The 14,702-nt window shown below is 36.5% G+C and carries 11 protein-coding genes; 4 read left to right on the top strand and 7 right to left on the bottom strand.

Going from position 1 to position 14,702, the window contains the following annotated elements; genetic code table 11:
• Positions 1 to 8: 8 nt before the first annotated feature.
• Entirely contained in the window at positions 9 to 1,217 is a 1,209-nt protein-coding gene (locus tag AsAng_RS10760) for an alpha/beta fold hydrolase (protein WP_264792783.1), read from the bottom strand.
• Complete coding sequence (locus tag AsAng_RS10765; RefSeq protein WP_264792784.1) at positions 1,207 to 1,854, bottom strand: MarR family winged helix-turn-helix transcriptional regulator; 648 nt, start codon at positions 1,852 to 1,854, stop codon at positions 1,207 to 1,209. The genes AsAng_RS10760 and AsAng_RS10765 overlap by 11 nt, the downstream gene beginning before the upstream one ends.
• A gap of 153 nt (positions 1,855 to 2,007) precedes the next feature.
• Here AsAng_RS10765 and AsAng_RS10770 point away from each other — a divergent pair, with 153 nt between their 5' ends.
• Positions 2,008 to 4,470 carry a TonB-dependent receptor gene (locus AsAng_RS10770; protein WP_264792785.1) on the top strand — a complete coding sequence of 821 codons (2,463 nt, stop codon included), beginning with the start codon at positions 2,008 to 2,010 and terminating at the stop codon, positions 4,468 to 4,470.
• A 107-nt stretch (positions 4,471 to 4,577) separates the two neighbouring features.
• Here AsAng_RS10770 and AsAng_RS10775 read toward each other — a convergent pair whose 3' ends face one another.
• The 3 genes from AsAng_RS10775 to AsAng_RS10785 form a co-directional block, all read right to left on the bottom strand.
• On the bottom strand, positions 4,578 to 5,123 hold the full coding sequence (locus AsAng_RS10775; RefSeq protein WP_264792786.1) for a GNAT family N-acetyltransferase: 546 nt from the start codon (positions 5,121 to 5,123) through the stop codon (positions 4,578 to 4,580).
• On the bottom strand, positions 5,120 to 6,823 hold the full coding sequence (locus AsAng_RS10780; RefSeq protein ID WP_264792787.1) for a phytoene desaturase family protein: 1,704 nt from the start codon (positions 6,821 to 6,823) through the stop codon (positions 5,120 to 5,122). The genes AsAng_RS10775 and AsAng_RS10780 overlap by 4 nt, the downstream gene beginning before the upstream one ends.
• Before the next feature lie 150 nt (positions 6,824 to 6,973).
• Positions 6,974 to 7,579, bottom strand: coding sequence for a GrpB family protein (locus AsAng_RS10785; RefSeq protein ID WP_264792788.1), 606 nt, complete (start codon positions 7,577 to 7,579; stop codon positions 6,974 to 6,976).
• Positions 7,580 to 7,704: 125 nt separating this feature from the next.
• Between AsAng_RS10785 and AsAng_RS10790 the strand changes: the two genes are divergently transcribed.
• Entirely contained in the window at positions 7,705 to 8,379 is a 675-nt protein-coding gene (locus tag AsAng_RS10790) for an alpha/beta hydrolase (protein ID WP_264792789.1), read from the top strand.
• Positions 8,380 to 8,382: 3 nt separating this feature from the next.
• Here the strand turns inward: AsAng_RS10790 and AsAng_RS10795 are convergent, their stop codons facing one another.
• Together AsAng_RS10795 and AsAng_RS10800 are read right to left on the bottom strand one after the other, a co-directional pair.
• Positions 8,383 to 9,807, bottom strand: coding sequence for a TonB-dependent receptor (locus AsAng_RS10795; protein ID WP_264792790.1), 1,425 nt, complete (start codon positions 9,805 to 9,807; stop codon positions 8,383 to 8,385).
• A 139-nt stretch (positions 9,808 to 9,946) separates the two neighbouring features.
• Positions 9,947 to 11,758: a MutS-related protein gene (locus tag AsAng_RS10800; RefSeq protein ID WP_264792791.1), complete on the bottom strand. Its 1,812-nt coding sequence runs from the start codon at positions 11,756 to 11,758 to the stop codon at positions 9,947 to 9,949.
• Between the two features lie 303 nt (positions 11,759 to 12,061).
• Between AsAng_RS10800 and AsAng_RS10805 the strand changes: the two genes are divergently transcribed.
• On the top strand, positions 12,062 to 13,201 hold the full coding sequence (locus tag AsAng_RS10805) for a M20 metallopeptidase family protein (RefSeq protein WP_264792792.1): 1,140 nt from the start codon (positions 12,062 to 12,064) through the stop codon (positions 13,199 to 13,201).
• 525 nt (positions 13,202 to 13,726) lie between these two features.
• Positions 13,727 to 14,701: a ribonucleotide-diphosphate reductase subunit beta gene (locus AsAng_RS10810; RefSeq protein WP_264792793.1), complete on the top strand. Its 975-nt coding sequence runs from the start codon at positions 13,727 to 13,729 to the stop codon at positions 14,699 to 14,701.
• Position 14,702: the final 1 nt, after the last annotated feature.

Genomic DNA, 14,702 nt, shown 5'->3' on the forward strand with positions numbered 1-14,702 from the left:
CTATTCTTTTATTTTTCCTTTTCTTCTACCAATGCAGCTATTGTTTTCACCATTAAGTCAAGGTCTATTTTTTCAATTGGATGAGGAAAATCATCAAAAACTTTCAACCGCCCATTGGGTAAAGCATCCGCAATCCTTGTTGTTTCTTCTTCACTAACCATCTTGTCCTTTCTCCCTACACTAATAATTGCTTCTTGATTAATAGATAAAAAATCGTCTGTAGAAAGCCCAGCTCCTGCACCTAAGTTTATCATTAAATCTGCGGTTAATTTTAGGTGTTCTTTCCAATCTTGAGGAGCATGTCGCTTGGCTAATAATTGGGCAAAAGCAGGCACTTTGGCTTCAATAATAGAAGGATCAAGCATTTTAATTTCTTTTGCTGCTGTTGCTGGCGACCAATCAAATTTAGTAGCTAAAGTTATAATTTTACCGACCTTATCAGGGTACAATTTGGCTAAATTCAAAGCAACATAGCCTCCCATAGAATAGCCAAAAATATCGACCTGTTCTAGCTCTTGTTCAGCCATATAATTCACTACATCTTGGGTAAATAAGTCAATTGAAAAAGGATGCCCATTCGATGCACGCCCACCGTGTCCTGTAAAATTGAGTACCCTAACATCAGCCCCCTTGCTCTTTAATTCTTCTTCCATAGGTTTCAACTGATCTTTGCTACCTAAAGCACCATGCAATAATAAAAGTGGCTTTTGTTGAATCATAACTTTGATTTTAGAAATGATAGGATCATTTTCTTCAATAATATAATTAGCTTGCTTATAAAAAAAAGTGCGCTCTTCTAGTTTTTTTGCAATAAATTGCGCCAAACGTTCTTTTGACATTCCCATCAGTAAAGGACGTTGATCGGTTTCCTTCTGAAGTCGTTGTAATAAGGTCGATTGAGATGGATTTAAGAAAATACTTATTCCATTATTCAAAATCCAAGACATATTGTCTCCAAAACAAGGGGTTCCACCTCCCAATGCAATAATGGTTGGTTCTTTGATGCTTGCGGTCTCTCTTAAGCTTGCTGATTCCAAGCTTCTAAAGTATTCCTCCCCTCTAGCTTCAAATATTTGCCGAATGGAACAACCTTCTTGTGCCTCTATTTTGGCATCTAAATCTAAAAATTGCCACCCTAAATCATTTGCCAATTTTTGCCCCCAGTAAGATTTTCCAGAGCCCATAAATCCCAACAAATAAATATTCCTATTGAACATAATCTTCTATAATATTTACTAAGTTAGCTTCCTTCTCTTCATGAAAGATGGGATTATGAAAATAATTCAACTTATTCAATAAATCTACCAATTGCTGCTTTTCTAAATCTGTTAATTGCCCCGTCGCAATTGTTCCTATTTTTTGCAAAATTGGCAAAGCTTGTAAAAAAGCTCCTCGTCCTTTGTCTGTGATCCGAACTCGTCTAGCACGCTTATCATTCTCGTCCAAAAATGTCTCAATTAATTCGTTGCGTTCCAAACGCCGAATGACTTCCATCCCCGATGTAAACTCACTTGTATTTTTTTGGATCAACTCATTCTTTCTTAAGTCTCCCACCGTCGCTAGGGTTGCTAAAAACCCAAAATCTTCTGTCGTCTGTATATAAGACTCCTTAAAGCCTTTTCTGTAATAAAAACGAACATACTTGTGCAACAAGGATATTAATTGGCAAATTTGAGCATTAATTCCTCCCTGCAATGGAATAGATTTTAAGGACTTTTGGGGAGCTTGCTGCTCTAGCTTAGGCGCTCCATTCATCCATATCAAAAAATCATTAATATTTGTTTCTTTTTGCTTATTTTTTTTTTCAAACTGATCTAAATAAGGCAATAATTCTGTAAGCAATTTATATTTCATATTTGGCAAACCTTTTATTTATAAGAAGTTATCTACTTAAATAGAACTTTATCGAGTAAGAATTCGTCAAAAATAGCTAACTATTTAAACTTATTTCAAAATACTATGTTATAACAACAAAATATCTATTAATTACAACAATAAAATAGAAAAATGAATTCCAACTTTGTACAAAAATATATTATTTTAATCACTTTTGTTATAATTCCGTACTTTATCAAAGCGCAAACAGGGATTATAAAAGGAAAAGTAGTTGAAGCAAGCAACAACCAACCTGTTCCATTCGCCAATGTAATCATAGACGGTACAAGTATAGGTGTTGTTACGGATATTGATGGCAACTATAAATTAACGAGTCTAGAGCCAGGTTTATACAATCTCTCTGCAAGCTTTCTAGGGTTTAAAACAGCTGCAAAAAGGGAAATTCAAGTAACCAACTCTAAACCTGCCAACATTGATTTTTTGTTAGAGGAAGATAAAGAAAACATAAAAGAAGTAGTTGTAAAAGCTTCTCCATTTAAGCAGCCAGCAGATGCACCACTATCTTTACAAACAATTGGAACCGCAGAAATTCAACGCAACCCTGGAGGCAATCGTGATATTTCAAAAGTTGTCCGTTCTTTACCAGGTGTTACCAGTGCTTCTAGTTTTAGAAATGATTTATTAATTAGAGGAGGAGGCCCTAGTGAAAATAGATTTTATTTAGATGATATTGAAATCCCCAATATTAATCATTTTGCAACTCAAGGATCTTCTGGTGGCCCTAATGGTCTAATTAATGTTGATTTTATTCGAGAAGTAGATTTTTATAGCAGTGCATTTCCTGCCAATCGAGGCAACTCAATGAGTTCTGTTTTTAATTTTAAACAAAAAAATGGTCGTGACGATCGTCTAGGTTTCACCGCTACAGTAGGTTCTAGCGATTTGGCGGCTACACTCGAAGGTCCCATTGGCAAAAAGACCACTTTCCTATTTTCCATTCGTCAATCTTATCTTCAATTTTTATTTCAAGCATTAGATTTGCCATTTTTGCCGATTTATAATGACTTTCAATTTAAGTTTAGAACAAGATTCGACAACAAAAATGAATTTTATGTTGTGGGTTTGGGGGCTTGCGATCGTTTTAAATTAAACCTAAATGCCAATAAAACCGAAGAACAACGCTACCAATTGGCACGTCTTCCTGTTTATTTTCAATGGAATTATACGCTTGGAGCCGTATACAAACACTATATGGATAAAGGAGTCTTTACGGCTGTTTTGAGTAGAAGTATGCTAAATAACGACATTTACAAACACCTTGATAATGACGAAAGCCAAAAAAGAATCATTGATTATACTTCTCAAGAAGCAGAAAACAAATTGCGTTTAGAACATAAGGTAAACCTTCCCAAAGGCTTTATCCTTAATTATGGTTTTGGTTATGAATATGCTCGTTACACCAATCTAACTAAAATTAATGCCACCAACTATCAAGAGATTAGAACCAAACTAAGCCTTAATAAATATGGTTTGTTCGCTCAACTTAGCAAAAAGCTAATCTCTGATCGGCTGGTCTTGTCAACAGGAGTTCGCATGGACGGCAATGATTACAACCAAAATATGCTCAATCCTCTCAATCAAGTTTCACCAAGATTCTCGGCTTCTTTTGCTATTTTACCAGGTCTAACCTTAAACGCCAATACAGGACTTTATTATCAATTGCCTTCTTATACCACCTTAGGCTATCAAGAAGATGGTGAGTTTGTCAATAGAGATCGACTCCAATACACTCGCTCTTTTCATGTCGTTGGAGGCTTGGCTTATGTCACTAAAAGTAGTACCAAATTTAGTTTAGAAGCCTATTATAAATTGTACGATAATTATCCATTTTTATTAAATGAGCAGGTTTCATTAGCCAATTTCGGGGCAGATTTTGGAGTGATTGGCGATGCTCCCATTTCCTCTACTGGAAAAGGACGAACTTATGGATTAGAATTACTGGTACAACAACGACTCTATAAAGGATTTTACGGAATATTAGCCTATACCTTGGGCTGGTCAGAATATACCGATGGAGAGGGGCAATTTATTCCTTCGGCTTGGGACAGTCGCCATATTGTCAACTTGGCTGTTGGCAAAACATTCAAAATTATGAATAAAGACATTCGAGCAAAAATAAATGCCAAACGATCGGCCAAAGGAAAAGCAATCAATACTCGAACGATAACAACACAAACACTAGATGTTGGCACCAATGTCCGCTTCCAAACGGGTTTGCCTTACACTCCCTATGACGAAGAGCAATCTGCCTTAGTAAGCAATTGGAATCGTTTTAGACAAGGAATTTTAGATTATGACCAACTCAACAGCCAACGATTAGGGCTCAATTACAGCATTGACCTTAGGATTGATTACAAGTGGTTTTTCCCCAAATGGAGTCTTAATCTATACTTAGACCTTCAAAATATTCCTGGGGTAGTCACGGGTACTTCTTCTTTAATTCTGGAGGAGGATGCAGATGGAAATCCACAAATTCAAAATCCTGGAATGCCTAATCAATCCTACCAACTTAAAACCATTGAAGCCAGTAGAGGTACTGTAGTGCCTACGCTTGGGATTATTGTGCAATATTAAGCCTTTGGGGCTGCATTCACGGATTTTGTGAAGCATTTAACTTTGATAATTTGGAGGTAAAACGACATGGATTATCTCCAAATTATCAATAGGTAAAGCCACCGTATTTATAAATGCTTCTCTTGTTCTAACCACTCGCTTTTTAAAATGCCATAACTAACCGAGTCATAGTATTTTCCAGCAACAATTCTAGCTTTTCTATATTCAGCTTCTTTTTTCATGCCTAATTTTTCGGCAAGCTTCATCATCCCAATATTTCCAGACCAAGTTGTTAACCCCAATCGGACGATATTTTCTTTTTCAGCAAAAATTTCTGCTATCCACAATCGAAGTGCGCTAAAGCCAATCCCCTGTCCCCAATATTGCTCATCAAAAATTATGATTCCTATTTCTAACCAAAACGTTTCTTGGGATTTCCAATACCAACTTACTTCGCCAATCACTGCATCAAATTCATTTGATATAATTTTTTTATGGGCTATATTCGTTCCATTTAACAAAGCTTCTCTTAATTGAGTCATTCGAACCTCCACCTCCACAGCAGATTCTTTCACAAAATAAGGGCCATTTAGTGTATGGTATTTATGATGTGGTAATTGCCAGTATTGATAGGCTTCTAAATCCTTTAAGGTTAACGTTCTAAGTCTAATCATTTTCTTTTTGTACGTTCTGTTTCTGCTGGGGTACGTTTTTGCACCCAAGAATTATCGTAAGCTTCAAAAAAACCTGTTTTATGTGCTTCCTTTTGGTTAATCTTGCCATCTGCATATTTAGCAAAGGCTTCAAAAGCCTTTGGCTTTTGCTCCTTCATAACAATTAGCGCAGCATTAGCCGCAGATTTTACAGCAATTGGTACGCCTCCTCCCAAATCAGCCCAATGCCCTCCCAAAAGCAAATTCTTAACGGGGGTTTTATAATGGGCAATTTTTGCCTCCATATTGGCACGACCAGGACGAGCTCCCATGATAGAGCCTCCACGATTGTAGCTATACCTCCAATGAGTGATGGGAGAAGCAACATCCAAAAATAAAATATGGCTTTTTAGGTCTACCCCTAAACGTTCCTCTATTCTATCAATGATAATAGCTGCGAACTCCTCTTTAAGTTGGTAATATTCATCGGTTCTAACATAGTTGCCCTTTTCATCTAGGGTGCAGCCCCAATAGTTTTTATAGTCGATGTGAGCCGCAGAATAGACGGTCAATGTCCCTTTGCCATCAGGAGCCAAACTTTTGTCTCTCAAACTAGGAGGAATAATCGAAATTGCCGTAGTATGAGGATCACCAGAGTCATGAGCGGTTCTACTAATTCCCTCTTTTTGAATCATAATTAATTCTTCTCCAAATCCTAAATCCTCAGTGGGACAATCCAATGCCATAGAAATGGCAACCGCAGAACTGTATAATTCTGCTGATTTGAGATTATCTTTTAACTTTTGAGGAATGCTCTCTTTGGGGAGTAATTTTTCATACAACATTTCTACATCACAAGCAGCAATCACCTGTTTGCTTTTTACCTTATGCAAGCTTCCCTTTCGTTCAAAAACAAGCCCTTTGCAGATTCCATTTTCTAATAAAATTTCTTGGACAGTTGCCCCATAAACAATATCATTTCGATAATACTCTGTAACGTGCACCAACCATTCGATAAATACTTGGCTCCCCCCTGCTGGCGGCAACTGATAATCGCCCAAATAAGCCCACGCAATTGGCAATAAGCAGGACAATAGATCATGCTCAGAAGCCCAATAACGGTGTAATTCAGGGTCTTTAAAAAAGAGGTTTAGTCCTTTGGGCACCCCTTCTTCTCCATGATACCAAATATAACGAAACAAAGGTCGAATAAAAGAAAGCTTTTTTAGACCATTTGATATTTTATCCATCCATGACATGGTATCTGTTGCTCGAAAATTTTCAGCGTGCAAATCCCATGTACGGGCTATTTTTTTAGCAGCATCAAAAAATTGCTCTATTCCAGCCTTTTCATGTGGAAAATCAGCAATAAGCTGTTCTTTTAATTCATCAGGATTATCAGTTAATACATAATCGAATTTTTCCGTTTTATTTCGATAGATTCGCTTCATAGGCTGTGCTTGAGGTCTATCCTCTCCTATAAACTGAAACACCCTTGTTACAATTCCTTTTTTGCCACACTGATTCAACCAATGAATTGCAGAATCGAATCGAAATTCCTTGCGTCTAAACCCCGCTAAGTAGCCTCCTGCATGTGGCTCCTTTTCTACAACACAGACAGACAAACCAGTACGACTCAATAAAGCCGCTGCTGTCATTCCTGAAACTCCTGCCCCAATAATCACTACATCATATTCAGATTTCGCCACAATTTCGTTCATAATTTCTTTATTAGTAATACCCTATTGATTTTTTCATAGAGTAATGTTATTCGTTGATTTGTGTTTTATTTAAAAACAATTCAGGCATTTAACTCATATATTCTCAAAAAATACAAAACTAGCAAATAAATTCAACTTCCTCAACTCTTTTTAGAGAGTTCTTAAATCATCGTTTTCGAACCCTAAATCCTCCATTATTCCATTGATAAACGTTGATTTTGCTTGGGCATAATCGTTGACGGATTCCCAATCCAAACCAGCCAAATGCAGTTTTAACGCTTCGTAGGCTTTTCTGTCCGTTGCATTTTTTCTCAGATGATTTCTAAAAGCCAGATGACGCCTATAAAACAACGTATTTTCTTGCACAACATGTACATTAAACAGCCGCTTAAAAGTTCTATCTGAAGGCATAAGATCATCAGAAGCTATTTCTTTATTGGTCCACTTTACTAGAGGATTTTTAGATTTTACTCGAATAAAAAAACGCCGAAAAGGCATTATATCATTATATTTAGAAACATAAATATAACCGAGTTGTTGAAACACAGCAATACAGTCTTCTAATGCTTCCTCTGTCCTTAGTCCCAACATAATATCCACAATAGGCTTAGCGGCTAATTGAGGAATCGAAGTACTCCCTATATGCGCTATTTTTGTAGCGATATTTGCTATCTTTAATGCCGCTAAAATGCGCTGTTCTTCCTTTTGGTAAGTTAGCTTCCAATAAGGGCTATATTCAACGATTTCTATCTTCATTGGTTTGATTCTATAATTTTATGTCTAAATTCGTCTTATTTTTTATTACCATTATAAGTAGTCTTACTTTATACGGAACAACACACAATAATAGTAAGTTAACTTTTATAAATCATAAGATAACTATGTCGCAAGATTCCAATAAAGTAATTGTTTATTTGCTCTCAGGCTTGGGCTTAGATCCTGCCGTATTCAAACGACTAGAACTCAAAGCAGATGAGATTCATCATTTGCATTGGTTAGAGCCCCAGAAAAAAGAAACCCTAGCCGCTTACGCACAACGAATGGCCTCAGGTATTCCGTCTACCAACGATTCATTAATTCTAATTGGTCATTCCTTTGGCGGAGTGCTAATGCAAGAAATTTCAACGTTAGTCCCTACCAAAAAAGTCATTTTAATTTCTAGCATCAAAACAAAAAAAGAAAAAGGAGCAGGTATGAATTTTTGGATGCGAGCCTTTCCTTTTCATCGACTGGTTACGCAAAAAATGGTCATTGGTTCTTTCAAATCTTGGGGTAAAAAACACGGTTATACTAGTCCAGAAGCACAAGAATTGTTTCTGAATGCGGCTGCTCAACACAGTAGTTATTATTTCAGATGGGCAACTTCTAAAATTTGCGCTTGGGCTCCTCAACAGATTAGCGTTCCTATTGTCCACTTGCATGGCACAAAAGACAAAACTTTCTCCTACAAAAGATTAGAAGAACCCGTATTGTTAATTGAAGGTGGCAGCCATCTAATGGTTTTTAACCAAGCCGAAAAAGTAAGCTCCTTAATCAATAAGGAATTGGTTCCGTAACGTTTAATATTCAAAATCCATATTGGGGCCAGGAAAACCAAAGAGGTGTTTTTCTCGAATGTACTTGGCAACTTTAGGTGAAACCAATTTGTCCCAACCATTTTCGTCTTTTCTCAACATTTGCAAGACTTTCATAGAATAAATGTGCAACAAACTTTCATCAAACCCTTCAATATCCACTACATGTCTATTTTCTACAATATGCTTGTACAAATAACGAATGCCACTTGGAATTGGCAAATTTCGGCAAGTCATCAACTCACCTCCTCCTTCGCTTGGTGCAGGATAAACATAAGCTCGAACATTTCTAGTAAAAATCTCGCCATAAGATGCAATTAAGCGCCCGTCCCTATTTCTATAATATTTGCTATTGACAATATCAAGTAAGCCCCTTGCACTAATGACGATACCCAATTTTGCGACCCGATAATCTGCCAAGTAATTAATCAAGCGTTTGTACTGGTCACAATTGGTAATCATTACATTCTGCCCCAAATGGTTCAACAAAGTAACCCGATCTAGATAATCCTGTTCATCTACTTTTCCTGTATCTCTACGCAAATCTTTTAAGGTAATTTCGGCTAAGGTATGCGTACCTCTTGGGGATAAATCCTCTTCTAAACTAAACTGTTTTTCTGCCGATCGTAAACGATCTAGTGTTCTAAGACTTGCAGGTCTAAAGCTTCCTCTTACCACTAGTGCATTATGTTTGTACATAAACTCCGAAGGATGCATAGGAATTCCCTTGGCATCAAACATGGCAACGTCCGTCATATTTCGCTTGACGAGTTCCAAGGTGACCAATCGATTATCAACGTTCAAAAATTGAGGGCCATTAATCCTCATCATATCGATCTTTATTCGGTTTTGAATCCCCTCTAATAAAGAAGCTAAGAGTTTGGTATAATCGCCATAGTAATAATAGCAGGCATAAATTAAATTGACCCCCAACATACCTATGGCTTGCTGTTGTAAGGCAATATCATTATCCAATAACTCAATATGCAAAACAATATCATTGGGCTCACCTTGAGGATGGAGTTGAAAACGAATGCCTACCCACCCTTGTCCTTTATTTGTTTTGTGATAATTGATGGTTTCTACTGTATCTGCAAAAGCAAATAGGCGGCATTCTGGCCGTTCGGCACTCAAGCGATCCAACATCAAATCATACTCGTGATCCAACATTTTATACAATCTAGATTCACAGACATAACGACCCAATTTTTCAACACCATAAATATCGTCACTTACCACTTTGTCGTAAGCAGAAATAGTTTTGGCAATTGTTCCTGAAGAAGCGCCAGCTTTAAAGAAATATTGAGCAACTTCCTGCCCCGCACCAATCTCGGCAAAAGAGCCATAAATATTGCTATCTAAATTAATTTCAAGTGCTTTTTGTTGGGGTTCAAGAATTTGTATTGGCATATTTTTATCTTCTAATGTGTTGAAAGCGTTTCTATGATCGGATTAAGCCCGAATATAACAAAATAAAATAGCTTCTAAAAGTTGTTTAGGCTAAGAAAATCAAAAGTTTATTAAATCGTATTGTGATCTAGTCGTTCATTTATTCTGGCTTAAAAAAAGATCGAGGAATAATTTCCATTTTACGCATTAAAAAGGTCGCATTTTTGTTTTTAGCAATTCCTCGGTTTAGTTGATAATCAAAACTCAACTCTTCGTTCTCAATGATGCTCTCAAAACAAAGATTTTCAACTTTAGTGGGCAACTCATCCTGCATATTCCCTAGTTCCAAATCGTGTGTAGCCACCATTGCCAAACAATTAAATTCGATAAAGTGACGCACCAAAAGCTGTGAGCCCAAAAGCTTATCTTCTGAGTTGGTTCCCTTTAATATTTCATCTAAAATAATAAAAGAAGGTTTTCCTTTTTTTAGCGTATTAATGATATACTGCAAGCGCAATAATTCTGCTTGAAAATAAGAAGTTTGTTGGCTTATAGAGTCTTGCACTCGCATGGAGGTCATAATATCCATTATTGAACACCTAAATTTAGTGGCACAAACAGGAGCGCCACACTTTGCCAACAGCAAATTAATAGCCACACAACGCAAAAAGGTACTCTTTCCTGCCATATTAGAACCTGTAACCACAAAAACCCGATGTTGAGCTCCTAGTTTTGTATCGTTACAAACTCTTTCAGCTCTAGGGATTAAAGGATGCCCCAAGGCAGAAGCTTCAATAAAAAGCTCGTCAGTTTTTTCTAACTGAGGAAAATTAAGTTCTGGATTATTATAGTTAAAAGTAGCCAAACTAACCAAGGTATCTAATGCAGCAACACTTTCTAGCCAATTGGTCAAAAAAGCTTTGTGTTTTTGTTTCCAGCCTTCTAATGCAAACAAACAATGTACATCATATAAAATGAGCAAGTTGAGCCCCAAGCCCACAAAGATGTTCAAACGTTGATCAAAATAATTGACAATGGTAGACAAGCGCCCAAATCCTGATTGGGCAGCTTCGGCAACTTCTTTTATTTCATTTAGCACCGCTGAATCTTCAAATTCTTGCTGATTAGCTAGATTTAATAAAGACACATACATTTTCAGGATTTCCTGCCGTTGTCCTATTGCCGTATGTTCCTTCCCTACATATTTGCTTTTGATTCCCAGCAAACCAAAATTAAAAAGCCCAACAATCAGTAAGGGTACGTGGTTTAGGCTTACGATAAAGTAGCCCAATGCACTGAGCGCAATTAGTGGCATCAATACTCGAATGATTCTCCAAAAAGGAGCATTCAAAAAAGCCATAGGTGCTTCTGCCCATTCTTTCAAATAACTAATATCTTCTAAGGTATCTTCTGTAATCCTCCCATTTGCCATAAATTCTTGGCGAAAATCAATTTTGGGCGCTAGAACCTGAACGGCTTTTTGTTGTTGATAAATTTGTGTTGGCTCTTCCAAAGGAGCTTTTAATAAATTTGCCAAACGCTGTTTCCCTTTAGATGTTGAGGTTCTATTTAGAAAAGCAAAAATTCCCGAAGGTCCAAATAGATCCAAATCCGAACAATAGTCATGCATTGGGTCATCGTATTCTTTGCCACCGTCAAATTGTGGTCGGTTATTCTGTACGATGTCTAATTCTTTTTGGTTGATAATAACCAATTCATCAATTCTCCGCTTCTCATCAAAATGACGCTGGTGCAAACGCACAAAAAAGATAAAAATTGGTAAGGTTGCTAAAAAGCCCCACCACCAATACATATCCTGAAACTCTGATCCAAAAAACTTCACCAATAGATAAACCATTAGCACAAATAAACCTACCCGAACATTGCCAATCTGCCACATTCTTTGAGCCTTCTCTTTTTGTTGAACAACAAAATTATCCAAACGTTCCTGGTATATTTTTTCTAAATTCATCTTAATTTATTATCATCTTTATCCATCAAGTATTCTGCCTATAACTTCAATAACAAGCATAAAGTCAGAATCTCATTACTCCGTTTAAAAATCGTATTCTACTGATTATCAAAATGATGTGATTTTACCACTCAAAACATTAGTTGTTTAATAACCTAGCTTTGCTAGCTCATGTAATAATCAATCGAATACAAGATGTTTTTTTGCTTTTTTTTGTAAAAATCAAAAAATTAACGGAGTATTAAGAATCTATTACCTTGAATTTTTCATTTCAAAATTTACAAGCACGCAATATCTCAAATCATGTTAATACCTACAAATATTATTCAAGAAACTATTCAAATACGCAGACATATCCATCAATATCCAGAACTTGGTGCAGAAGTTCACCAAACGGTAAAACTGGTAGCCCAAGAACTCCAAGCATTAGGTCTCGAAGTACATGCTAACATTGGCAAAAATGGCTTGTATGCAGATCTAAATGTTCCTAATGCCAACAAACGAATCGCTTTACGTGCCGATATGGATGCCTTGCCCATTCAAGAATTAGGAAATAAAGAATTTCAGTCTACCATAGATGGTGTTTCGCATATGTGTGGACACGATGCTCATACGGCTATGTTGTTGGGCGCAGCCAAATGGATCGTAAAAAACAAAGCACAACTCAAGCACAACATTCGGTTTATCTTTCAGCCCGATGAAGAAAATGTACCTGGTGGAGCGATTCCTATGATAGAAGATGGAGTGCTGAATGGTGTAGACGAAATATATGGGCAGCATGTTTGGCCGACCATCGAAACTGGAAAAATTGGCATTTGCGAAGGTCCCGCAATGGGGCAACCTGATATTTTGGAAATTCAAATCAAAGGCAAAGGAGGGCATGCTGCCTACCCACACATAACCATTGACCCCATTATAATTGCAGCTCAATACATCAATGCTGTCCAAACTATTGTTTCTAGAAATACCCCTGCACTAGAAGCCGCCGTTATCTCTTTTACGATCATAGAGGCAGGAACTGCTCATAATATCATTCCCGAAACCGTCAAACTAACTGCTTCTATCCGCACCTTATCAATGGCTACTAAAACTAAAGTAAAACAACGCCTATACAAGCTTCTGGAGCATACTTGTCAAGCTCATGGTGCAGCATTCACCTTCAATTATATTAACGGGCATACCATTACTTATAATGATCCCATTGTTGCTCAAAAAATTGCTCAATTACTTCCTAAAGACAATACCTTATTTCCATATCCTCCATCTATGGCAGGAGAAGACTTTGGGTATTATTCTCAACAAATCCCAGCTTGCTTTATCTTTCTGGGTTGCCGCAACGAAGAAAAAGGAATCACTGCAATGTTGCACAATCCTTATTTTGATATAGACGAAAATTGCCTAGAAATTGGTCTGCAACTCTGGTATACGATTGCTATGCAATAAAATTTTAGGGTGTTTTGTACTATCAAAACACCATTTTTTCTCTAATCCTAAAGAACTTTATCCCTCATTTGGGGTATAAAAAATCGCAAAATAAAAAGTTATCCACATTTTAAAACAATAAGATTTTCTTTACAAAAAAAAGTTTTCAAAAAACATCAAACAAATTTGTTTATTTCTGATTTTTTTTGCATAAACAAAAAAAGAGAATAATGCTTTTAAAATGCTCAAAATCTAGCTTTTTAGGCTGTGCAAGTCAGTTATTCACAAAAAAGCTGTTAATAAGTTCAATTTACGCTCCATGATTTCTTTAATTTAATATATTAAACCACAAACCATTGACTTTCAATCAATAACAAACCACAAAATGCATTTACTCACAAAGATTATTTGTGCATTTGGAATAAAAACTCTAACTTTGAATAGCATAAAAATTAACACGGATAAGAACGAGTTAGATAGGTTCTATTAACACACCAAAATACATCTTTTCACTAAACTTATCCACAACAAATTGTTTTAAACTAAATGAATAATAAAGAATTAATTCTTACGGAGAGTGATGATCGTTTTGTTTTATTCCCAATTCAGCACGATGCAGTGTGGGAAATGCGAAAAAAAGCTTTAGCTTGTTTTTGGACAACAGATGAAATCGACTTAGAAGCAGACATTATTGATTGGAACAATAAATTGAATGACAATGAGCGTCATTTTATCAAACATGTTCTTGCTTTTTTTGCAGCAAGTGATGGCATCGTTAATGAGAATTTGGTCCTAAATTTTTATAAAGATGTTCAAATCGCTGAAGCACGATCTTTTTACTCGACACAAATACAAATCGAGGATATTCATGCTGAGACATATAGCCTTCTGATTGACACTTACATCAGAGACACTGAAGAAAAAAATAGACTTTTTAAAGCAATGGATACCCTGCCTTGCGTACAGAAAAAAGCTAAATGGGCACTAAAATGGATCGACGAAGCGCCTTCTTTTGCGCACCGATTAATTGCCTTTGCTGCTGTAGAAGGTATCTTCTTCTCTGGTAGTTTTTGTGCAATTTATTGGCTCAAAAAACGAGGTTTAATGCCTGGCTTAACCTTCTCTAATGAATTGATCAGTAGAGACGAAGGAATGCATTGTGACTTTGCTTGTTTGCTTTATTCTATGCTAGAAAACAAATTGGACAAACAAGTGGTTCAAGATATTATCACAGAGGCTGTTTTATTCGAAAAAGAATTTGTAACAGATGCCTTGCCTGTTTCTCTAATTGGTATGAATGCTGGATTGATGACCGAATACATTGAGTTTGTTGCAGATCGTCTTTTGGTCTCTTTAGGCAATGAAAAGGTTTATGGGACTGCTAACCCCTTTTCTTGGATGGATTTAATTTCTTTGCAAGGAAAAACAAACTTCTTTGAAAAACGTGTTGGAGATTATCAAAAGGCTGGCGTTATGGCCGACCGTGATAAACAAACGTTTTCTTTGGATGAAGATTTCTAAT

The organism is Aureispira anguillae (assembly GCF_026000115.1).
GTDB classification, from domain to species: domain Bacteria; phylum Bacteroidota; class Bacteroidia; order Chitinophagales; family Saprospiraceae; genus Aureispira; species Aureispira anguillae.